This window comes from Streptomyces sp. NPDC001530 (assembly GCF_042894545.1).
In the GTDB taxonomy this organism is placed as follows: domain Bacteria; phylum Actinomycetota; class Actinomycetes; order Streptomycetales; family Streptomycetaceae; genus Streptomyces.
Window position 1 is genome coordinate 65,352 of the sequence record NZ_JBIAVS010000035.1, and the last position, 22,887, is coordinate 88,238.

Below are 22,887 nucleotides of genomic sequence, written 5' to 3' on the forward strand. Positions count from 1 at the left end.
CTTATCTGTCGTACGGTGAATGCATGGATCGCCTTCCCGGGAAGGCCAGTTGAGGCGTGGTGGAGGGGGGAAGCGGTGGCCAAGCATCGCGGCAGGGCAGGAAAGGCGGTCAAGGAGCCCGCCGACGCCGGGCGCAAGTACCGTCTCTTTCCTACGGACGAGCAGGCTGAGCGGCTCCGTGAGTGGGGTCACACATGCCGTGCGGTCTGGAACATTGCCCTCGAGCAGCGGATCTACGTCTACCAGCAGCGGCGTGCATACCTCCGAGCCGACGAGCAATGTCGTTACCTCACCACAGCGCGCCATGACCTGGAGTGGATCGGGAACCTCCCCTCTCAGGCTCCGCAGCAGATCCTCAAGCATCTGGACCGCGCCTACGACAACTTCTGGAATGCGGAGCATCCGGCAGGCTTCCCGCGCTTCAAGAAGCGCACCGCTCGGCTGGCGATCCCCCTGCCTGGGCAGGCCGTGCGCGTGACCAAGCTCAATCGGAAGTGGGCCAGCGTGCGCATTCCCAAGCTGGGCGAGGTCAAGTTCAGACTGACGCGGTCCCTCGGTGGCCGGATCAAGGCTGCGACGATCCGAACGGACGGATCCGGGCGCTGGTACGTCAGCTTTGGCGTCCATACGGGGCGAGCAGCCGTCCGGCCCAACGGGAACCCTTCAGCGGGCGTGGACTTCGGAGTCAAGCAGGCTGCGTACCTGTCGGACGAGACGACTCCACGGCTCATGCCTCAGACGCTGACCGAAGGTGAGAAGCGGAGGCTGGCCGGGCTGGAGCGCCGCAAGGAGCGACAGATCGCACAGTGCAAGAAACACCGAGGAGGGAAGTACAGCAACCGACTGCGTCGGACGTTGAGTGCCATCGCGGAGCTGAAGGCCCGGCAAGCCCGTCGCCGCATGGACTTCACGCACAAGTTGACGACGGACCTGGCTAAGAACCACGGCCTGGTCGCTGTGGAAGACCTGCGCGTGAAGCAGATGACGGGAACGGCCAAGGGGACGCGGTCACGGCCCGGAGTGAACGTCGGGCGCAAGGCCGCTCTGAACCGAGCCATCCTTGACAACATGCCGGGGGAACGCCGTCGACAGCTCACGTACAAGTGCCCGATGTACGGATCGATGCTTGTCGAGGTGGCGCCCGCAGGCACATCGCAGACGTGCGCCGTCTGCCATCACCGAGATCCGGCATCTCGTGTCAGCCGGGACTCATTCGACTGCACGAAGTGTGGACATATTGACGACGCAGATCACAATGCCTCCGTTGTCATCCTTGCCCGTGGTCTCCAGACCGAAGCGGGCAGCTCCTTTGCCGCAGGACATTGCGGTGAACAGCACGCACCGACGGACCGTGACCGGTCGGTCATGCCCCGCACCCGTGCAGGGCGCACGCGTGAACCCCTGAATCCCTCATCCGTGACGGCCCCGCCTTTAGCGGACATCGAGGGCTGCAAGGAATCCCAGCAGGTCGCTGCCGGGAGGATGTCAAGAAAGAATCGCGTTTCGGAGCGAGGTCCCGACACCTCTAAACTGACCCCGTGACCGACAACGCTCAGCAGCAGCCGCCAGCATCCACTCCCGAACTGCCGACCCAGTACGCGCCGGCCGACGTAGAGGGGGCGCTGTACGAGCGCTGGGTAGAGCGCGGTTACTTCGAGGCGGACGCGAAGAGCGACAAGCCTCCGTACACCGTCGTCATCCCGCCGCCGAACGTCACCGGCAGCCTGCACCTCGGGCACGCCTTCGAGCACACCCTCATCGACGCCCTCACGCGCCGCAAGCGCATGCAGGGTTACGAGACGCTGTGGCAGCCCGGCATGGACCACGCCGGCATCGCCACGCAGAACGTCGTCGAGCGCGAGCTGGGCAAGGAGGGCAAGTCCCGGCACGACCTCGGCCGTGAGGCGTTCGTCGAGCGCGTCTGGCAGTGGAAGGCCGAGTCCGGAGGGCAGATCTCCGGCCAGATGCGGCGCCTCGGCGACGGCGTCGCCTGGTCCCGTGAGCGCTTCACCATGGACGAGGGGCTCTCGCAGGCTGTTCAGACCATCTTCAAGCGGCTGTACGACGACGAGCTGATCTACCGCGCCGAGCGCATCATCAACTGGTGTCCGCGCTGCCTGACCGCCATCTCGGACATCGAGGTGGAGTACCAGGACGACGACGGCGAGCTCGTCTCGATGAAGTACGGGGAGGGCGACGAGACGATCGTCGTCGCCACCACCCGTGCCGAGACCATGCTCGGTGACACCGCCGTCGCCGTTCACCCCGAGGACGAGCGGTACAAGCACCTGGTCGGCAAGCTCATCAGGCTGCCGCTGACCAACCGCTCCATCCCGGTCGTCGCCGACGAGCACGTCGACCCCGAGTTCGGCACGGGGGCCGTCAAGGTCACCCCGGCCCACGACCCGAACGACTTCGAGATCGGCCAGCGTCACAACCTGCCGTCCCTCACTGTCATGGACGAGCACGCCGTCATCACCGCCCACGGCCCCTTCCAGGGCCTGGACCGCCTTGAGGCCCGCTCCGCCATCGTCGCCGCGCTGCGCGCCGAGGGCCGGATCGTCGCCGAGAAGCGCCCGTACGTCCACTCCGTGGGCCACTGCTCGCGCTGCAAGACCACGATCGAGCCGCGCCTGTCCATGCAGTGGTGGGTCAAGGTCGGCCCGCTGGCGAAGGCGGCGGGAGACGCCGTCCGTGACGGACGCGTCAAGATCCACCCGCAGGAGATGGAGAAGCGGTACTTCGACTGGGTCGACAACCTCCACGACTGGTGCATCTCGCGGCAGTTGTGGTGGGGACACCGGATTCCCGTCTGGTACGGGCCGAACGGTGAAGTCGTGTGCGTCGGTCCGGACGACGAGGCTCCGACCGGCGAAGGCTGGCGTCAGGACACCGACGTCCTCGACACCTGGTTCTCCTCCGGGCTGTGGCCGTTCTCCACGCTCGGCTGGCCCGAGCAGACCGAGTCGCTCGCGAAGTTCTACCCGAACTCCGTCCTGGTCACGGGCTACGACATCCTCTTCTTCTGGGTCGCCCGGATGATGATGTTCGGCCTGTACGCGATGGACGGCACCCCGCCGTTCCACACCATCGCCCTGCACGGCATGGTCCGCGACCAGTTCGGCAAGAAGATGTCGAAGTCCTTCGGCAACGCGGTCAACCCGCTGGACTGGATGGACAAGTACGGGTCCGATGCGCTCAGGTTCACGTTGGCCCGTGGCGCGAACCCGGGTGTCGACGTCCCGATCGGCGAGGACTGGGTCCAGGGATCCCGCAACTTCGCCAACAAGATCTGGAACGCCACCCGTTTCGCGCTGATGAACGGCGCGACGGTCGAGGGTGAACTGCCGCCCGCCGAGAAGCTGTCGGCCACCGACCGCTGGATCCTGTCCCGGCTGAACGCCACGGTCGCCGAAGTCGACGCCCTCTACGACGACTACCAGTTCGCCAAGCTGTCGGACGCTCTCTTCCACTTCGCCTGGGACGAGGTCTTCGACTGGTACGTCGAGCTGTCCAAGACGACGTTCATGGGCGGCGGCGAGGCCGCGAAGGTCTCCGGCCGGGTCCTCGGCGAGGTCCTGGACGTGACGCTTCGTCTGCTCCACCCGATCGTCCCGTTCGTCACGGAGACCCTCTGGACCACGCTCACCGGCGGCGAGTCGGTCGTCATCGCCGACTGGCCGAAGGACAGCGGCTTCCGCGACGACGCCGCCGAGCGTGAGATCGAGACGCTCCAGCAGGTCATCACGGAGGTTCGCCGCTTCCGTGCCGACCAGGGCCTCCAGCCCGGCCAGCGCGTCCCGGCCCGGCTGACCCTCGACGGGACCGCGCTGGCCCCGCACGAGGCGGCCATCCGCCAGCTGCTGCGCCTCCAGCCGGAGGGCGACAGCTTCTCGGCCACGGCGACGCTGCCGGTCGCGGGCGCCACGGTCGCGCTCGACCTCTCCGGCACGATCGACATCGCCGCGGAGCGCAAGCGCCTCGCCAAGGACCTCGCCGCCGCCGAGAAGGAGAAGGCGCAGGCGAACGCCAAGCTCGGCAACGAAGCGTTCCTGGCCAAGGCCCCGGACCACGTCGTGGAGAAGATCCGCACGCGGCTCGCCAAGGCGGACGAGGACATCGCCCGCATCAAGGCGCAGCTGGACCGCCTGCCGGAGGCGTAGCCGACGGCAACCGCGGTGGTACGTGAGTGAAGGCCCCCGGGACCGTCGAGGTCCCGGGGGCCTTCGTCTGCGTACACCGGCCGTGATCGTCGGAGCTGCGCGCGGGGTGAGTTTCCTCGCCCCCTCCGCCCCTGCCCGTCCCGTACCTGGGGGCTGCCGCCCCCAGACCCCCGCATCGGCCTTGACGGCCTCGTCCTCAAACGCCGGAGGGGCTGAAAATCAGCCCCTCCGGCGTTTGAGGAGCGGGGTCTGGGGCGGAGCCCCAGGTACGGGACGGGCAGGGGCGGAGGGGGCGAAAACCCCACACGCCCAGACACAGCGGTGGCTCCGTAGACTGGCCCCGTGAGTGACCTCCCCCCGCACGACAGCAGCGAGCCGGACGAGCCGGCGCCCCGCGATCCGCTCGGCCTCTTCGACGAGATCGTCGCGGCCGAAACCGATCGCGACCCCGACCTCGCGGTGATCGAGGCCGGCAGCCGCACCCTGCGCACCCAGGGCGGCGGCGGCCAGCAGGCCGACACCCCCGCCCGCCCGGCCGACCCCGAGGTCGACAAGGCGCTGCGCGAGGTCGAGGCGGAGCTCGCGACCCGCTGGGGCGAGACCAAGCTGGAGCCGTCGGTCAGCCGCATCGCCGCGCTGGTGGACGTCCTCGGGGAGCCGCAGCGCGCGTACCCCTCCATCCACATCACGGGCACGAACGGCAAGACCTCCACCGCCCGCATGATCGAGGCCCTCCTCGGCGCCTTCGACCTGCGCACGGGGCGCTACACCAGCCCCCACGTGCAGTCGATCACCGAGCGCATCAGCCTCGACGGCGCACCGATCTCCGCCGAGCGGTTCATCGAGACGTACCACGACATCAAGCCGTACGTGGAGATGATCGACGCCCAGCAGGAGTACCGGCTGTCGTTCTTCGAGGTGCTGACCGGCATGGCGTACGCGGCCTTCGCGGACGCGCCCGTCGACGTCGCCGTCGTCGAGGTCGGCATGGGCGGCAGCTGGGACGCCACCAACGTCATCGACGCGGACGTCGCCGTCGTCACGCCCATCGATCTCGACCACACCGACCGGCTCGGCGAGTCGCACGGCGAGATCGCCGCGGAGAAGGCCGGCATCGTCAAGCAGGACGCCACCGTCATCCTGGCGCAGCAGCCGGTGGACGCGGCCCAGGTGCTGCTGAAGAAGGCCGTCGAGGTCGATGCGACCGTGGCCCGGGAAGGGCTCGAATTCGGCGTCGTCGCGCGGCAGGTCGCCGTCGGCGGGCAGTTGCTGACGCTGCGCGGGCTCGGCGGGGAGTACGAGGAGGTCTTCCTGCCGCTGCACGGCGCCTACCAGGCGCACAACGCCGCCGTGGCGCTCGCCGCGGTGGAGGCGTTCTTCGGCGTCGGTGCCGCCCGCCCCGAGCGGCTCGACATCGACACCGTCCGCAAGGCCTTCGCCGCGGTGACCTCGCCGGGCCGCCTGGAGGTCGTACGCCGCTCGCCGACCGTCGTCGTGGACGCCGCGCACAACCCGGCGGGCGCCCGCGCCACCGCCGAGGCCATCAGCGAGGTCTTCGACTTCAGCCGGCTGATCGGGGTCGTCGGCGCGAGTGGCGACAAGAACGTACGCGGGCTGCTCGAAGCCTTCGAGCCGATCTTCGCCGAGATCGTCGTCACGCAGAACTCCAGCCATCGCGCGATGGACGCGGACGAGCTGGCCGGGATCGCCGTGGAGGTCTTCGGCGAGGACCGGGTGCAGGTCGAGCCGCGCCTCGACGACGCCCTGGAGGCGGCGATCACGCTCGCCGAGGAGGAGGGCGAGTACGCGGGCGGCGGCGTGCTGGTCACCGGTTCCGTCATCACCGTCGGCGAGGCCCGACTGCTTCTGGGGAAGGGCTGACCGCTGTGCGTACGCTCTGTGCTTCGACGCTGATCGGCGAGTTCTTCGTCATCGGGTTCGCCGGGCTCGTCGCCATGAAGGATCCCGACCTGTCGACGTCCACGGTGTGGACCGTCTGCGGAATCGTCATGGCGCTGAGCGTGCTGCTCTGCGGCGTGATCACCCGGCCCGGGGGCGTCCAGCTCGGCTGGGTGCTGCAGGTCGCGCTGATCGCCAGCGGCTTCGTCGTTCCGTCCATGTTCTTCCTGGGTGCGATCTTCGCCGCCCTGTGGTGGGCGTCGGTCCACTACGGGCGGAAGATCGACGAGGCGAAGGCCCGGTTCGCCGCGCAGGCGGAGGCGCAGGCGTCCGCGCCGGCCGAGGCCGGGGGGAACCCGGCGTAGGGGGTGGCCGTCGCGTTTCTTCGCCCCCTCCGCCCCTTCGCGTCCCGTATTTGGGGCCTGCCGCCCCCAAACTCCCGCTTCGGCCTTGACGGCCTCGTCCTCAAACGCCGGACGGGCTGAAAGCCAAACCTCGGACGGGCTGAAAGGGCACCCAGCTACGCCCTGTAGCCTCGATGACCCGCACACTTGTGACCTGAAGGAGCCACCCCGTGAGCCAGCGCACCCTCGTCCTTCTCAAGCCCGACGCCGTTCGTCGCGGCCTGACCGGCGAGATCATCAGCCGTATCGAGCGCAAGGCCGGCTGGCAGATCACCGCGCTGGAGCTGCGGACGCTGGACCAGGACACGCTGGAGCAGCACTACGGCGAGCACAAGGGCAAGCCGTTCTACGAGCCGCTCGTGGAGTTCATGGCGTCCGGGCCCGTCGTGGCGCTGGTCGTCGAGGGCGAGCGCGTCATCGAGGGCCTGAGGGCGCTGGCGGGTCCGACCGACCCGATCGCCGCCGCCCCCGGCTCCATTCGCGGTGACTACGGCGTGATCGTCCGCGAGAACCTGATCCATGCCTCCGACTCCGAGGAGTCCGCCGAGCGCGAGCTGAAGATCTTCTTCCCCGGCCGCGTCTGAGGCCCGGCGGACATCGTCCGAGTGCTGCGTCGGCGTCGTCCGAGGACGCGCGGGCATCGTCCAAGGGCCGCTCGTACATCAATTTTTGAAGAATTTTCTGAGGGATCGTCATGTCACTCGGATGCCTGACCTGGGACGGCCGTAAGTTTTCGGCCGTCCCGTGGCATATGCGTGGCGATTGGGGGAACGCGTGCCCCCGATGGCCCGTCTCCACAAGCGGGGCGGCTCATCATCTGCTGACAATGGCGAAGACCCTCGCGCGGTGTTCGTGCAGGCGCGTCTACGATGGAAGCCTTCACGTCACTGCACCCACCTCGCCGTCCTAAAAAGCCGTCAAAGCTCCACTTGGGAAGGCCAGACGAATCCTGATGGGGAACTCAATGTCGTTCATCGGCCGTGACATGGCTGTCGACCTCGGGACCGCCAACACGCTGGTGTACGTCAGGGGTCGCGGGATCGTACTCAACGAGCCGTCCGTCGTCGCGATCAACACCAACACCGGTGGCATCCTCGCGGTCGGCGCGGAGGCGAAGAAGATGATCGGGCGGACGCCGGGCAACATCGTTGCCGTGCGCCCGCTGAAGGACGGTGTCATCGCCGACTTCGAGATCACCGAGCGCATGCTCCGCTACTTCATTCTGAAGATCCACAAGCGGCGCTATCTCGCCCGCCCCCGCGTCGTCGTCTGTGTGCCCTCCGGCATCACCGGCGTCGAGCGCCGTGCCGTCATCGAGGCGTCGTCCCAGGCCGGCGCCCGCCAGGTGCACATCATCGAGGAGCCCATGGCCGCGGCCATCGGCTCCGGCCTGCCGGTCCACGAGGCCACGGGCAACATGGTGGTGGACATCGGCGGCGGCACCACGGAGGTCGCGGTCATCTCGCTCGGCGGCATCGTCACCGCCCAGTCCATCCGCGTCGCGGGCGACGAACTGGACAACGCGATCATCCAGCACATCAAGAAGGAGTACAGCCTTCTTCTCGGTGAGCGGACTGCCGAACAGATCAAGATCACGATCGGTTCGGCATACGACCTCGATACTGACGAGCACACCGAAATCCGCGGCCGGGACCTCGTCTCCGGGCTGCCGAAGACCGTCGTCATCTCGGCCGCCGAAGTCCGCAAGGCGATCGAGGAGCCGGTCAACGCGATTGTCGATGCCGTGAAGACGACCCTCGACAAGTGCCCGCCGGAGCTGTCCGGCGATGTGATGGACCGCGGAATCGTTCTGACCGGCGGCGGCGCCCTGCTGCGCGGCCTCGACGAGCGGCTGCGCCGCGAGACCGGTATGCCGATCCACATCGCCGAGGACCCGCTGGACAGCGTGGCGCTCGGCTCCGGCAAGTGCGTCGAGGAGTTCGAGGCGCTCCAGCAGGTCCTGGACGCCCAGCCCCGCAGATGAAGTAACACTTCGATTCCGCCGTACGAGATGATCCCCTCTCGTACGGCGGATCGTTGGTATGGAGGCATAAACTCCTCCGACATAGAGTCATAACCTCTCCCATAACAGCCACCCCATCACCCCCCACAGCAACTGCCCCCCATAACAGCCTCATCACACCGTGGGCATTCTTCTGCTCAGGGTGTGCCCCTGTTGACCCATACCAACGAGGAAGGCACGGCCGCCGCACGTGAGGGACACACGAGAGAGCCGGCTGCTCCTGGTGCTGCTGATCGCCATCGCGTTCGCACTGATCACGGTGGACATCCGCGGCGGGCAGGACTCACCGGTCGACGGTGCCCGCCAGGCCGCCGCGACGGTCTTCGGCCCGATCGAGAACGGGGTGTCGTCCGCGGTCGACCCCGTCGGCAACGCGATCGCGGCGGTCCGCGACTCGGGCGGCCGGCACGATCGCATCGCCCAACTCGAGCACGACAACGCCGCGTTGAAGGCGAAGCTCGGCAGCGACGACCGTAACCGCAGCCGCCTCAAGCAGCTGGACAAGATGATCAAGGTGGCGGGCGAGGGTCAGTACGGCATCAAGGGTGCCGAGGTCATCGCCATAGGATCGGCCCAGGGCTTCTCCTGGACCGTCACGATCGACGTCGGCGCCAACGACGGCGTCAAGCGCGACATGACCGTGCTGAACGGGGACGGGCTGGTCGGCCGGGTCACCACCGTCGGCCCGGACACCGCCACCGTGCTGCTCGCCAACGACCCCGATTTCACGGTCGGTACGCGGATGGAGTCGACCGACGAGCTCGGCTTCGCCTCCGGGCAGGGCGACCGCCCGCTGCGCGTCGAACTGCTCAACGGCAAGGCGAAGATCAACAAGGGTGACCGTCTGGTCACCTTCGGTTCGCAGGCCGACAAGCCGTTCGTGCCCGGCGTCCCGGTCGGTGTCGTCTCCCGAGTGGACCCGTCCGGCGGCGACCTGACCCGCACGATCTACGTCAAGCCGTATGTCTCGTTCACGAAGCTCGACATCGTCGGCGTTGTCGTCGAGTCGCCCAAAGAGGACCCCCGTGACGCGGTGCTGCCGCCGAAACCCAAGCCGACGCCCACACCGACGGTGACCGTGACGGTTACCCCTTCGGAGTCCGTGCCTGTCGACGACGAGCAGCAGTAGGAGGAGCAAAATCCCATGCGTTTCAACCGGATGCTGCTCTCCGTCACCCTGGTGGTCGTCGCCCTGGTGATCCAGGTGAGCGTCCTTGCCCGGCTCCATCTCCCGGGCGCCGTCCCGGACCTGATGCTGCTCACCGTGCTGGCCCTCGCCATGGTCTACGGCCATGTCGGCGGCGCCCTCATCGGCTTCGGCGCGGGCCTGCTCGCCGACCTCGCCCCACCCGCCGACCACGCCGCCGGGCGCTATGCCCTCGTGCTGTGCGTCATCGGCTACCTCGCCGGTCTGGTGAAGCCGGAGAACGGCCAGCTCAAGTCGGCGACCGGCCCGATGGCCGTGGTCGTCGCCGCCGCGGTCGGCTCCACCCTGCTGTACGCCGGTGTCGGCGCCCTCGTCGGCGACACCGCCGCCCGCCATGTGGGCCTCGGCAGCCTGCTGTTCACGGCCGCCCTGTACGACCTGCTGCTCGCGCCGTTCGTCGTCCCGGCGCTGATGGCCCTGGCCCGGCGCGCCGAGAACAATCCGCTCGCCGAGACCAGCACGCCCGTCAAGGCGGCCGACGTCTCCGCGGGCTGGCTGGCGTCCGGCACCGGGCTGCGCATCGGCAGACAGCGCGGCGGGCTGCGGGTGAAGGCGGCCAAGGCGCGCGTCGCCCGCGCGGGACGCATCAAGGGGGTCAAGCGGCTGTGAGGGCAGTGGTGAAGGCGGCTGCGAGAGCAGGCGTGGGGAAAGCCGTGAGGGTGCCTCAAGCGCTGCTCGTGTCACGGAAGTTGACCGACACCGGTGTCGCCGCGCACAGGTTCGCCGGGTACTCGTATGTCTCGTACACACACTGAGAGGGGGAGGCAGCAGCAGTGACCAACATCCCCGAGACCGGTCGGACCCCACGGGTCCAGATCCGACTCGTCGTCATCCAGATCCTCGTCCTCTCCCTCCTCGGCACCCTCGGCGGACGCCTCTGGTATCTCCAGATCCGCAACGGCGACGAGTACGCCAAGGAAGCCTCCGGCAACCACGTCCAGCAGGTCGTGCAGCCCGCCGTGCGCGGCTCGATCCTGGACGCGCGCGGTGTGCCGATCGCCGACAACGAGACGCGGCTCGTCGTCTCCGCCTCCCGCACCGACCTGCTGAAGATGAAGGACGACGGCAAGGCCGTCCTCACCAAGCTCGCCGGGGTCCTGGGCTTGAAGCCCAAGGACGTCATGGAGAAGGTCCGGCTGTGCGACGCCAAGACGCCGCAGCCGTGCTGGAACGGCTCGCCGTACCAGCCCATCCCGATCACCGACGAGGCCACCCCCAAGCAGGCCCTGCAGATCCGCGAGCGCTCCGAGGACTTCCCCGGCATCACCGCCGAGCCCGAGGCCGTGCGCCGCTACGCCAGCCCCGGCAAGGCCAACACCGCGCAGGTGCTCGGCTACCTCTCGCCCGTCACCGACGACGAGATCACCAAGGCCAAGGACACCAACTCCCCGTATCTGCGCTCCGACCAGGTCGGCAGGTCGGGCCTGGAGCGCGAGTACGACAAGGAGTTGCGCGGCAAGGCCGGCGTCACCCGCTATGAGGTCGACAACCTCGGCCGCGTCATCGGCAAGGCCGAGAGCGACGCCGCCGAGCCCGGCTCCAACCTCGTCACCAGCATCGACGCCCGCGTCCAGCGCGTCGCCGAGTACGAGCTGAACGACGCGATGAAGGTCGCCCGTACGCAGTTCGACGACAACACCCACGAGAACTACAAGGCCGACTCGGGCGCCGTCGTCGTCATGGAGGCCAAGACCGGCCGTGTCGTCGCCATGGCGTCCAACCCGTCGTACGACCCGAACGCCTGGGTCGGCGGCATCTCCGGCAAGGACTACGCCAAGCTCACCGGCAAGAAGTCCAACTACCCGCTGCTGAACCGCGCCATACAGGGTCAGTCGGCACCCGGCTCCACCTTCAAGGTCGTCTCCACGGCCGCCGCCGTCGAGGCCGGGTACGACTTCAACGGCCGCTACCCCTGCACCAGCTCGTACTCCATCGGCAACCAGGTCTTCAAGAACTTCGAGTCGGAGAACTTCGGCCCGATCAGCCTCGGCCGCGCTCTCGAGGTCTCCTGCGACACCGTCTTCTACGGCCTCGCCCACGACCAGTGGAAGAAGGACGGGGGCATCAACCCCAAGAAGAAGCCCAAGGACTGGTTCTACAAGGCGGCCCATCAGTTCGGCCTCGGCAAGGAGACCGGCATCGACCTCCCCAACGAGGTCAGCGGGCGCGTCCCCGACCGCCAGTGGAAGGAGAGCTACTGGGAGGCCAACAAGGACGCGTGGTGCAAGACGGGCAAGAAGGACGGCACCTACGTCGAGAAGATCGCGTACGAGAACTGCCTCGAAGGCAACAAGATGCGCGCCGGTGACTCCGTCAACTACTCCATCGGCCAGGGCGACACCCTCGTCACCCCGATCCAGATGGCCACGATCTACGCGGCGATCGCCAACGGCGGCACCCTGCACGACCCGACCATCGGCAAGGCGATCGTCAGCGCCGACGGCAAGACCGTCCAGGAGATCAAGCCCAAGTCGCACGGCAAGCTGCCGATAAGCAAGGGCACGCGGGACATGATGGACGCGGCCCTCGCGGGCGTCGCCACCCGTGGTACGGCCGCCTGGCGGTTCGGCGGCTGGCCGCAGGACGAGATCCCGATGCACGCCAAGACGGGTACGGCCGAGGTCTACGGCAAGCAGACGACCTCGTGGTTCGCCACGTACACCAAGGACTACACGGTCGTCATGACGATCTCCCAGGGTGGTACGGGCTCCGGCGCCTCCGGCCCCGCTGTGCGCAAGATCTACAACGCGCTGTACGGCGTCTCCGAGGACGGCACCATCGACAAGAGCAAGGCCCTGCTGCCCACTCCGGAGAAGAGCCTGCCGAAGATCCAGAGCGACGGCTCGATCGACGCCCCGGCGATCTCCAAGGACCCGGCCAAGGACCAGCAGGCCGGCGAGGAGGACAAGTCCGGCGCCACCGACCAGGACCTGCCCGCGGGCACCACGCCCTCACCCACTGAGAGCAACCGCAACACACGAAGGCGCACGACCCGCCAGAAGAAGAGGCGGGGGACGAGGATCCTGACATGACCGGAGCGAACAACTTCTCCGTCTCCGGGTACGGACCCGAGCGCGCGGGCTGGACACGCCTGTTCGCCCGCGACTCGCTGGCCCGCCGGCTCGACTGGCCGATACTGCTCTCGGCCATCGCGCTCTCCATGATCGGCACGGCCCTCGTCTACTCGGCGACCCGCAACCGCACCGAGATCAACCAGGGCGACCCGTACTACTTCCTGATCCGGCACCTGATGAACACCGGCATCGGCTTCGGCCTGATGATCGGCACGATCTGGCTCGGCCACCGCACCCTGCGCACGGCCGTGCCGATCCTGTACGGCATCTCGGTCTTCCTGATCCTGATGGTGCTGACCCCGCTGGGCGCGACGGTCAACGGCGCGCACGCCTGGATCGTGCTGGGCGGCGGCTTCTCGCTGCAGCCCTCCGAGTTCGTGAAGATCACGATCATCCTGGGCATGGCGATGCTGCTGGCGGCGCGGGTGGACGCGGGCGACAAGCAGTATCCGGATCACCGCACAGTGCTGCAGTCGCTGGGCCTCGCCGCCGTCCCGATCATGATCGTGCTGCTCATGCCCGACCTGGGCTCGGTCATGGTCATGGTGATCATCATCCTGGGCGTGCTGCTGGCGTCGGGGGCCTCCAACCGCTGGGTGTTCGGCCTCCTCGGCACGGGCGCGTTGGGCGCGATCGCCGTCTGGCAGCTGCACATTCTCGACGAGTACCAGATCAACCGCTTCGCGGCCTTCGCCAACCCCGACCTCGACCCGGCCGGCGTCGGCTACAACACCAACCAGGCCCGTATCGCGATCGGCTCCGGCGGCCTCTTCGGCACGGGCCTCGGCCACGGCTCGCAGACCACCGGCCAGTTCGTCCCCGAGCAGCAGACCGACTTCGTCTTCACGGTCGCGGGCGAGGAACTGGGCTTCGTGGGCGCCGGACTGATCCTGGTCCTGCTGGGCGTGGTCCTGTGGCGAGCCTGCCGCATCGCCCGCGAGACCACAGAGCTCTACGGCACGATCGTCGCCGCCGGCATCATCGCCTGGTTCGCCTTCCAGTCCTTCGAGAACATCGGCATGACCCTCGGCATCATGCCGGTCGCCGGTCTTCCACTGCCCTTCGTGTCCTACGGCGGCTCGTCGATGTTCGCGGTGTGGGTGGCGGTGGGGTTGCTGCAGTCGATCAGGGTGCAGCGGCCCATGTCGGCGTAGGGGGTGGTCGGCGGGTGGGTTTTTCGCCCCCGCCGCCCCTGCCCGTCCCGCCGGAGGGGCTGAATCTTTCAGCCCGTCCGGCGTTTGAGGACGAGCGCGTCAGCGCGATAGCGGGGGTCTGGGGGCGGCAGCCCCCAGGCACGGGAAGGGCAGGGGCGGAGGGGGCGAAAAACCGTTCCTGCCCAGCGGGCTCCGGCACTGCCATCCCGGCCCCTCTGCCACTAGATTCGGTTCATGGCGGACACCAAGCGCGAGATCGAGCGAAAGTACGAGGGTCCCCCGGCCGACGCCGACGCGGGGCTGCCGGACTTGACCGGCGTCTCCGGAGTCTCGGGCGTCATCGACAAGGGCGTCGCCGAACTCGACGCGACCTACTACGACACCCCCGACCAGCGGCTCGCCGCCGCCTCCCTCACCCTCCGCCGCCGCACCGGCGGCGACGACGCGGGCTGGCACCTCAAACTCCCCGTCTCCGAAGGCGTACGCGACGAGGTCCGCGCCCCGCTCTCCGACACCGTGCCCCACTCCCTGACGGGCCTCGTCCGTTCCCGGGTGCGCGACGCCGACCTCGTCCCCCTCGTCCGCCTGCGGTCGGCCAGGGACATCCGCCACCTCGTCGACGCCTCCGGCGCCCTCCTCGCCGAGGTCAGCCTCGACCGCGTCCGCGCGGAGCGGCTCAGCGGCGGCGAGGGCACCGCCGAGTGGACCGAGATCGAGGTGGAGCTGGCCGACGACGGCGACCCCGCCTTCCTCGACAAGGTCGAGAAGAAGCTCCGCAAGGCAGGCCTGAGCCGCTCCTCCTCGCCCTCCAAGCTGGCGAAGGCGCTGGGCGAGACCGGCACGCGCGAGAAGCCCGCCGAGGCGGCCCCCGCCGACAAGGATCTGGTCACCGCGGGCGACCACGTCCTCGCCTACCTCCGCGCCCAGCGCGACGCGATCGTCGAACTGGACCCGGCCGTCCGCCGCGACGTCTACGACTCCGTGCACAGCATGCGCGTCGCCACCCGCCGTATGCGCAGCGCGTTCCGCTCGTACTCCAAGGTCCTCGACCGCTCCGTCACCGACCCGATCGGCGACGAACTGAAATGGCTGGCGGGTGAGTTGGGCGTCGACCGCGACCAGGAAGTCCTCACCGAGCGGCTCACGGAAGCGCTCGACAACCTGCCGCGCACCTTGATCTCCGGCCCCGTCCGCACCCGCCTGCACACCTGGGCGCACGCCCGCCACGGAGGCTCCCGGAACCGCCTGATCGACGTACTGGACGGAAAGCGGTACCTGGATCTCCTCATCGCGGTCGACGTGATCGTCTCCGACCCGCCGCTGCGCAAGGCGGCGCAGGGGAAGCCGGAAAAGGTGATCGCGAAAGCTGTCCGCAAGGACTTCAAGAAGGTCTCCGACCTGGTCGCGGAGGCCCTCGACCGACCGCCCGGCGCCGACCGCGACCTCGCGATGCACGAGGCCCGCAAGAAGGCCAAGCGCACCCGGTACGCGGCCGAGGCCGCCGCCCCGGCCCTGGGCAAGCCCGCCGCCGACCTGGTCAAGTCGATGAAATCCCTGCAAAACCTGCTCGGCGATCACCAGGACAGCGTGATGACCCGCGAGGCCCTGCTTGAACTCGCAGGTCAGGCCTATGCGGCGGGGGAGAGCTCGTTCACGTACGGGGTGCTGTACGGGCGCGAGGAGCAGCGTGCGGCGGCGGACGAGGCCGAGCTGCCGGGGGCCTGGGAGACGATCGCGGGGCAGGCGGCGGTCTGACGGCGCGGCGGGCCTCTCCGCCCGCGTTAGGCTAGATGGTCACCCCCGTCAGCTCACGAAAGTTCGCGAGATGCCTGCCGAATCCGCTGTATCGGTGTTCCCGCAGCTCGAAGCTCTGCTCCCGCATGTGCAGAAGCCGATCCAGTACGTCGGCGGAGAGCTCAACTCCACGGTCAAACCCTGGGACGCCTGTGACGTCCGCTGGGCGCTGATGTACCCCGACGCGTACGAGGTCGGGCTGCCCAACCAGGGCGTCATGATCCTCTACGAGGTCCTGAACGAGCGCGAGGGCGTCCTCGCCGAGCGCACGTACAGCGTGTGGCCGGACCTTGAGGAGCTGATGCGCAAGCACCAGGTCCCCCAGTTCACGGTGGACAGCCACCGCCCCGTGAAGGCCTTCGACGTCTTCGGCCTCTCCTTCTCCACGGAGCTGGGCTACACGAACATGCTGACGGCGCTGGACCTGGCGGGGATTCCGCTGGAATCGAAGAACCGTGGCTTGGACGACCCGATCGTCCTGGCCGGCGGCCACGCGGCCTTCAACCCCGAGCCGATCGCCGACTTCATCGACGCGGCGATCATCGGCGACGGTGAGCAGGCCGTGCTCGACATGACCGAGATCATCCGCGCCTGGAAGGCCGAGGGCCGCCCGGGAGGCCGCGAAGAGGTCCTCTTCCGTCTGGCGAAGACCGGTTCGGTCTACATCCCGGCGTTCTACGACGTCGAGTACCTCCCCGACGGCCGTATCGCCCGAGTCGTCCCGAACAAGTCGGGCGTCCCGTGGCGCGTGTCCAAGCACACGGTCATGGACCTGGACGAGTGGCCTTACCCGAAGCAGCCGCTGGTCCCGCTGGCGGAGACGGTCCACGAGCGCATGTCCGTCGAAATCTTCCGTGGCTGTACGCGAGGCTGCCGCTTCTGCCAGGCGGGCATGATCACCCGCCCGGTGCGCGAGCGCTCCATCACGGGCATCGGCGACATGGTGGAGAAGGGCCTGAAGGCGACGGGCTTCGAGGAGGTCGGCCTCCTCTCCCTCTCGTCCGCGGACCACTCGGAGATCGGTGACATCGCCAAGGGCCTGGCGGACCGTTACGAGGACGACAAGATCGGCCTCTCCCTCCCCTCCACCCGCGTGGACGCCTTCAACGTCGACCTGGCCAACGAGCTGACGCGCAACGGCCGCCGCTCCGGCCTGACCTTCGCCCCCGAGGGCGGCTCCGAGCGCATGCGCAAGGTCATCAACAAGATGGTGTCCGAGGAGGACCTCATCCGGACGGTCGCCACCGCCTACGGCAACGGCTGGCGCCAGGTGAAGCTGTACTTCATGTGCGGCCTGCCGACGGAGACGGACGACGACGTCCTGCAGATCGCCGACATGGCGACGAAGGTGATCCAGAAGGGCCGCGAGGTCTCCGGCCAGAACGACATCCGCTGCACGGTGTCGATCGGCGGCTTCGTCCCCAAGCCGCACACCCCCTTCCAGTGGGCCCCGCAGCTCTCCGCCGAGGAGACGGACGCCCGCCTGGAGAAGCTCCGCGACAAGATCCGCGGCGACAAGAAGTACGGCCGCTCCATCGGCTTCCGCTACCACGACGGCAAGCCCGGCATCGTCGAGGGCCTTCTCTCACGCGGCGACCGCCGTATCGGCGCGGTCATCCGCGCGGTCTACGAGGACGGCGGCCGCTTCGACGGCTGGCGCGAGCACTTCTCGTACGACCGCTGGATGGCCTGCGCCGAGAAGACGCTCCCCGCCTACGGCGTGGACGTCGACTGGTACACGACCCGCGAGCGCACCTACGAGGAGGTCCTCCCCTGGGACCACCTCGACTCCGGCCTCGACAAGGACTGGCTCTGGGAGGACTGGCAGGACGCCCTCGACGAGACCGAGGTCGAGGACTGCCGCTGGACTCCGTGCTTCGACTGCGGCGTCTGTCCGCAGATGGATACGCATATCCAAATCGGCCCGACGGGCAAGAAGCTGCTGCCGTTGACCGTCAAGAAGCCTGCGACCAGCGGACACTCTCACTGACGTGAGTGAGGCGTTGCGGCGCGTCGCCGATGCCTTGGCTGGCATCAGCGAGGAGGAGACGGCCGTGGTGCTGAGTGTGCTCGGCGTCCAGGGCAGGGGACAGCAGTGCGTTCGGGATACCCCGAGAACGCCACTGCCGCCGCCTGGGATCTCTTCGGGCGTCCAGTCCGAGGTGGAGTGGGTCTAGCGCACGGCTCCTCGTGAGAGCCCCCTTCCGGATCGGGAGGGGGCTCGCCGGCATCGAGTCCGTGAGTCTGGCGCTGTGGGTCCCCTAACCGCGGCTGAGTTATCAACAACCGCAACGGACCTTCAGCAGCCATCCATGGCCGATTGACCAGCCCATCAGACTTCGGTGAACGCCCAGCCGACAGTTCGGGACGAAGAGGCTGTGCCAGACCCGCACTGGCGCGGCGCCCACTTGGTGGGCGGCAGCGACGCCGGGCGATGTTCATCCCGTCGCGTACCGGCAGAATCAGCGAGTCCACCCGCTAGTCGTCCGTGATCAGTTCAGCCGCCGCCGGAGCCCGAGCCATAGAGCGCAGCGATGTCCTTGGACGTCGCCCACCGGCTGTAGGTGGGCGACTGAGGCCAGCCCTCGGGCGAGTCCTGCCATTCCTCCTGCCGTCCGTACGGTAGGACATCGATCAGCGCGAAGGTGTGACTGAGCTGCTCGGTACCCCGGCCGTTGGTGTGCCAGGTGCGATAGACGGTGTCGCCGTCGCGCAGGAACACGTTGACCGCGAATCCTCCGTCGGGCGGTGCGCCGACGTCGGCCCCGAATGAGCTGTTGGCAGTCGAGTACCACGGCATCTGGTTGCCGACCCGCTGCTTGTAGGCGAGTGCTTCTTTGATCGCGCCCTGGGTGACGATGACGAATCGCGCATCGTAGTTGTCCAGGAACTCCAGGCGGGTGTACTGCGAGGTGAACCCCGTGCAGCCCGGGCACTGCCATTCCTGGCCGGCGGACCACATGTGGTTGTAGACGATCAGTTGCCTCTTGCCTTCGAAGACGTCCGCCAGCCGAACGAGGCCGTCCTCGCCCTCGAGGGTGTAGTCGGGCATCTCGACCATCGGCAGGCGACGACGCTCGGCGGCGATGGCGTCAAGCTCCCGCGTTGCGGCCTTCTCCCGGGCACGCAGTGCCTCGAGCTGGCGCTCCCAAGTTGCGGCGTCGACGACGGGTGGTAGTGCGTGGGTGGTCATGGTCCCCTCACAGAGCTCGTGCGCAGCTTTCGCTTGTGCAGAGGTAGACCCCAGCGGGCTCCGGAACTCATCGGTCGCCGGCCGACGAGGCAGCACGATGCCCAAAACGACGAGGCAGCACGATGCCCAAAACTAGGCATCACCACTGCTCAGGAGGCTTAGGAAGGCGACAGAGGGCCTCCGCCCTCTTCAACTCCTCCAACAGCGCCCGGGCGGGAGGCGCTGGCACGCATCGCCGATGCCCTGGCGAGGATGAGGTGGCCGCTGCGTTGGCTGCTGTTGGAGCCCAGGGTGGGAGGCAGTCTCTTGCGCGACGGGGTATGCCTCGAACGCCTCTGCCGGACTGTGAAGGCTCCTTGGGTAAGTTGCCCGATTGCGGATCTGGGCAGTCGGCGATTTCCTTGGTGCGGTCGGCCCGCAGATGGACACGCATATCCAAATCGGCCCGACGGGCAAGAAGCTGCTGCCTCTGACGGTCAAGAACGCCGCGCCGGTGCCGAGCGGTCACGCGCACTGAGGTGAGCGAGGCATTCGTTCGGGTGAGTGATGCTCCGGCGAGTGAAGACGAGGTGGCTGCCGCCTTGGCTCAGTGGTGTGCGGCGACTTCAAGGTGAGTCGGTGTGGGTTGGGCGCATTCGGAGAGGACTGAGCACCCGCTCTTCGAAGCGGCTCGCTCCGCGAGCGGCAGGGAACGGCCGGACCGCCCTCGTGCACCGTGGCAGCCACAGGGGGCGGCCGGCGCGCGGGCGTCACCCACCGGCGGCTTTCCTGCTGCCCCTGCGCTGTTGCGGAGAGGAGCGGCCCGGCGTTGGAATCAAGTGTGAGGCACTTTGGCGACGCCGAGTCCGCCGACCGCCCCGCTCCCGGGACGGGGGCCGGCCGGAAAGGGCTCAAGAACGACGCCCTGGGCATGTTCTCCTCGGTGGTCATCGGGCTGGCCTCCACCGCCCCGGCCTACAGCCTCGCCGCAACGCTTGGCCTCATCGTGGCGGCGGTCGGCCTGCAGGCCCCGATCGTCACCATGGTGGCGTTCGTCCCGATGCTGCTGATCGCGTACGCCTACCGGGAGCTCAACGCGAGCAACGCCGACTGCGGAACCACCTTCACCTGGGCGACCCGCGCCTTCGGCCCACGCACCGGCTGGATGGGCGGCTGGGGCATCATCGTCGCCAACGTCATCGTCATGGCGAGCCTCGCCGAGATCGCCGGTATCTACAGCTTTCGGTTGGTGGGCCTGAACGGACTGGCGGAGGACCGGCTGTGGACCACCGTGGCGGGCATCGTCTGGATCGCCGTGATGACCACGGTCTGCTACGTCGGCATCCAGTTCTCGGCCGCCGTCCAGCGCTGGCTGCTGTGCCTGGAAGTGGGGATGCTGGTCCTTCTCGCCGTCGCCGCACTGGTCAGGGTCTACACCGACGCTCCTTCGACAGCGATCCATGTCTCCGCCTCCTGGTTCAACCCCTTCGAGGTGTCCTCGGTGAAGGGCCTCACTTCGGGCCTCCTGGCGGGAGTCTTCATTTACTGGGGCTGGGACACCGCCGTCTCGATCAACGAGGAAACCGTCGACAGCACACGCATCCCCGGGCGCGCCGCAGTCATGTCGACCGTGCTGCTCCTGATCATGTACGCGCTGGTGACCACCTCGGCGCAGGCCTTCGCCGGAGTCGGCTCCTCGGGTGTCGGGCTGGGCAACACCGACAACTCGGACGATGTGTTCTCCGGACTGGGCGAGGCCGTCTTCGGAAGCGACGGCACAGGGCTTCTCCTGTCGAGACTGCTGATCCTGATGGTGCTGACCTCGGCGCTGGCCTCCACCCAGACCACCATCCTGCCCCTGGCCCGGACCGTCTTCTCCATGGCGGTCCACAAGGCTCTCCCCGCCCGGTTCGCCCGGGTCCACCGCAAGTTCCTCACCCCGACCTGGTCGACCGTCGGCATGGGAGCGGTCTCGATCGCCTTGCTCATCCTGCTGACCTCCTTCAGCGGGAACGTGCTGGCCGACTCGATCGATTCGGTGGGCCTCGCGATCGCGTTCCACTACGGGCTGACCGGGTTCGCCTGCCTGTGGTATCACCGCAAGATCCTCACCCGCAGCACCAGGGACCTTGTCTTCAAGGGCGTGCTGCCAGGGCTGGGCGGGCTGATCATGCTCTGCCTGTTCCTCTACGCGACCTTGGTCTACGCGGACCCCGGGTACGGGGCGACCAGCGTCGACCTGCCGCTGATCGGACCGACCGGCGGGGTCACCGTCCTGGGCCTGGGCGCCCTGCTGCTCGGTCTCCTGCTGATGCCGGTAGTCACCCGTGGCCACGCGGTGGCCCTCAAGCTCCAGCGGAGCCTGCTTCCGCGCCACCTGCCGTCGCACACCGCCCTTGACTCGGCGAGCCGATACCTCCCCGCCGACAGCGGGTCCGGGGTGGGCGGCGACTGGTACGACGTCATCCCCCTGTCGGGCACCCGGGTCGGCCTGGTCGTCGGGGACGTGCTCGGTCACGGCCTGCGCGCCGCGGCCACCATGGGACGCATGCGTACGGGTGTGCGCGTCCTGGCCCGGCTGGACCTGAGCCCGGACGAGCTCCTGTCCCGCCTGGGCGACCTGGTCGAGCAGACCGCGCACGAGGGCGGGGTCGGCCACGGCCCGGGCCACCTGAGGCCGCAGGCCGACGAGGCCCTGGGCGTGACGTGCCTGTACGCGGTGTACGACCCCGGCTCGGGGAAGTGCAGCCTGGCGCGGGCCGGGGAGTCGGTGCTGGCGGTCGTCGAACCGCACACGGGCGTCGTCGACTATCCGGAGCTGCCCCCCGGACCGCCGCTGGGAATCGCCGGCCCGCCCTACCAGAGCACGGAACTGGAACTCCCGCCGGGCAGTCTCGTCGCCCTCTTCACGGGCGGCCTCCTCCAGGCGACCGACGGTCGTGACGCCGGGCTCGCGCAGCTGTCCCAGGCCCTCGCCGACGGCCGAAGGCCCCTGGAAGAGCTGTGCGACCGGGCGGTGACCACCCTGCTGCCCGGGCCGGTGGACGAGGACGCGACGCTGCTCATGGTCCGCACCCGCCTGCTCGACCGGAAGCAGTTCACCCAGTGGGAGCTGCCCCCTGACCCGGCGGCGGTGGCCACCATCCGCGCCGCCGTCAGCAAGCAGCTCGGCGACTGGGGGCTGGACGACCTGGCGTTCGCCAGCGAGCTCATCGTCAGCGAACTGGTCACCAACGCCATCCGCTACGTCGGCGGCCCGATCCAGGTACGCCTGATCCGCGACCGGACCCTGATCTGCGAAGTCTCCGACACCGGCCACACCACGCCCAATCTGCGGCACGCCGCGAGTGACGACGAGGGAGGCCGGGGCCTGTTCATCATCGCCCAGATGACCCACCACTGGGGCACGCGCTACACCCCCACCGGCAAGACGATCTGGACCGAGCAGGACATGCCGCCGGCGGACGGCCAGTAGCACCTCCCGAGGTCCGAACAGGCTGCGGCCCTGGTGCTCCCGTGAGGAGCGAGGCAGGGCGGCTGGCTCCTCGGTCTGCTGCAGATCGGTTTGTCAGGCGGATCAGCCCCGCACCGGTCCCGAGCCTCCCGAGCCTTCCTGGGGTGGCTGCGCCGGCGCCGGTCGGTCACAGACGCTGCCAGGCCGATCGCTGAGGCAGAGATACAGAGCTCCCGGCGAGGTTGCTTCGACACCAAGTGGTCATGGCACTGCGGGGAACTACGGGGATCACCGGGCACTCAGTCGGCGGACGACCAGCCGCGGACTCTGCTCCACCGCAGGTCAGCAGTGCATTCGGCCTTGGAGAAAGGGGCCCCGCCCCGCCCGGGCGCGGAGCAGGGCCTGTACGGCGGAGGGTGTGCGGACGCGTCAGTCGGCCTGTGACGGGGTCTGCTTGATGCCGTCGACGACGGCGCGGTTCATGATGGCGCTGGTGAACTTCACGGTGCCGGGCTTGATGAGGGCCTCCGTGCCGGTGTTCTG

15 protein-coding genes are annotated in these 22,887 nt (G+C 68.5%); 14 read left to right on the forward strand and 1 reads right to left on the reverse strand.

Annotation, left to right across the window (positions count from 1 at the left end; genetic code table 11):
- The first annotated feature begins 75 nt into the window (after window positions 1-75).
- From ACFY0T_RS45430 to ACFY0T_RS45485, 12 genes are all read left to right on the forward strand, one after another.
- On the forward strand, window positions 76-1,542 hold the full coding sequence (locus ACFY0T_RS45430) for an RNA-guided endonuclease InsQ/TnpB family protein (protein WP_388884423.1): 1,467 nt from the start codon (window positions 76-78) through the stop codon (window positions 1,540-1,542).
- A complete protein-coding gene (locus ACFY0T_RS45435; protein WP_388884424.1) occupies window positions 1,539-4,163 on the forward strand; it encodes a valine--tRNA ligase in 2,625 nt (874 codons plus the stop codon). The genes ACFY0T_RS45430 and ACFY0T_RS45435 overlap by 4 nt, the downstream gene beginning before the upstream one ends.
- 342 nt (window positions 4,164-4,505) lie before the next feature.
- The gene (locus tag ACFY0T_RS45440; protein WP_388884425.1) at window positions 4,506-6,044 is read left to right on the forward strand and encodes a bifunctional folylpolyglutamate synthase/dihydrofolate synthase; all 1,539 of its coding nucleotides are present in this window, start codon (window positions 4,506-4,508) and stop codon (window positions 6,042-6,044) included.
- Window positions 6,045-6,049: 5 nt separating this feature from the next.
- Entirely contained in the window at window positions 6,050-6,427 is a 378-nt protein-coding gene (locus ACFY0T_RS45445) for a DUF4233 domain-containing protein (protein ID WP_388884426.1), read from the forward strand.
- Window positions 6,428-6,636: 209 nt separating this feature from the next.
- Entirely contained in the window at window positions 6,637-7,050 is a 414-nt protein-coding gene (gene ndk, locus ACFY0T_RS45450; protein ID WP_369246568.1) for a nucleoside-diphosphate kinase, read from the forward strand.
- 380 nt (window positions 7,051-7,430) lie between these two features.
- Entirely contained in the window at window positions 7,431-8,450 is a 1,020-nt protein-coding gene (locus tag ACFY0T_RS45455; protein WP_081217257.1) for a rod shape-determining protein, read from the forward strand.
- Between the two features lie 229 nt (window positions 8,451-8,679).
- A complete protein-coding gene (gene mreC / locus ACFY0T_RS45460) occupies window positions 8,680-9,618 on the forward strand; it encodes a rod shape-determining protein MreC (protein WP_388884427.1) in 939 nt (312 codons plus the stop codon).
- Between the two features lie 15 nt (window positions 9,619-9,633).
- On the forward strand, window positions 9,634-10,305 hold the full coding sequence (mreD, locus tag ACFY0T_RS45465; protein WP_388884428.1) for a rod shape-determining protein MreD: 672 nt from the start codon (window positions 9,634-9,636) through the stop codon (window positions 10,303-10,305).
- Window positions 10,306-10,469: 164 nt separating this feature from the next.
- Window positions 10,470-12,728 carry a penicillin-binding protein 2 gene (gene mrdA / locus ACFY0T_RS45470; protein WP_388884429.1) on the forward strand — a complete coding sequence of 753 codons (2,259 nt, stop codon included), beginning with the start codon at window positions 10,470-10,472 and terminating at the stop codon, window positions 12,726-12,728.
- A complete protein-coding gene (rodA, locus tag ACFY0T_RS45475; protein WP_388884430.1) occupies window positions 12,725-13,924 on the forward strand; it encodes a rod shape-determining protein RodA in 1,200 nt (399 codons plus the stop codon). The genes mrdA and rodA overlap by 4 nt, the downstream gene beginning before the upstream one ends.
- A gap of 234 nt (window positions 13,925-14,158) precedes the next feature.
- Window positions 14,159-15,679: a CHAD domain-containing protein gene (locus tag ACFY0T_RS45480; RefSeq protein WP_388884431.1), complete on the forward strand. Its 1,521-nt coding sequence runs from the start codon at window positions 14,159-14,161 to the stop codon at window positions 15,677-15,679.
- A 70-nt stretch (window positions 15,680-15,749) separates the two neighbouring features.
- Complete coding sequence (locus tag ACFY0T_RS45485; protein ID WP_388884432.1) at window positions 15,750-17,708, forward strand: TIGR03960 family B12-binding radical SAM protein; 1,959 nt, start codon at window positions 15,750-15,752, stop codon at window positions 17,706-17,708.
- A gap of 507 nt (window positions 17,709-18,215) precedes the next feature.
- On the opposite strand, the gene ACFY0T_RS45490 is transcribed toward ACFY0T_RS45485, so the two are convergent.
- A complete protein-coding gene (locus ACFY0T_RS45490; protein WP_388884433.1) occupies window positions 18,216-18,911 on the reverse strand; it encodes a DUF899 domain-containing protein in 696 nt (231 codons plus the stop codon).
- A 373-nt stretch (window positions 18,912-19,284) separates the two neighbouring features.
- On the opposite strand from ACFY0T_RS45490, the gene ACFY0T_RS45495 reads away from it, so the two are divergent.
- Together ACFY0T_RS45495 and ACFY0T_RS45500 are read left to right on the forward strand one after the other, a co-directional pair.
- Entirely contained in the window at window positions 19,285-19,428 is a 144-nt protein-coding gene (locus ACFY0T_RS45495; protein ID WP_388884436.1) for a hypothetical protein, read from the forward strand.
- Between the two features lie 303 nt (window positions 19,429-19,731).
- Window positions 19,732-22,365 (forward strand): amino acid permease, encoded by a 2,634-nt coding sequence (locus tag ACFY0T_RS45500; RefSeq protein ID WP_388884434.1) that lies wholly within the window; start codon window positions 19,732-19,734, stop codon window positions 22,363-22,365.
- The last annotated feature ends 522 nt before the right edge of the window (window positions 22,366-22,887 follow it).

What these genes read in the sequence shown, in the direction of transcription:
- ACFY0T_RS45490 (WP_388884433.1), bottom strand. Translation starts at nt 18,911, where the DNA reads ATGACCACCCACGCACTACCACCCGTCGTCGACGCCGCAACTTGGGAG.
- ACFY0T_RS45455 (WP_081217257.1), top strand. Translation starts at nt 7,431, where the DNA reads ATGTCGTTCATCGGCCGTGACATGGCTGTCGACCTCGGGACCGCCAAC.
- mreD (WP_388884428.1), top strand. Translation starts at nt 9,634, where the DNA reads ATGCGTTTCAACCGGATGCTGCTCTCCGTCACCCTGGTGGTCGTCGCC.
- rodA (WP_388884430.1), top strand. Translation starts at nt 12,725, where the DNA reads ATGACCGGAGCGAACAACTTCTCCGTCTCCGGGTACGGACCCGAGCGC.
- ACFY0T_RS45485 (WP_388884432.1), top strand. Translation starts at nt 15,750, where the DNA reads ATGCCTGCCGAATCCGCTGTATCGGTGTTCCCGCAGCTCGAAGCTCTG.
- ACFY0T_RS45480 (WP_388884431.1), top strand. Translation starts at nt 14,159, where the DNA reads ATGGCGGACACCAAGCGCGAGATCGAGCGAAAGTACGAGGGTCCCCCG.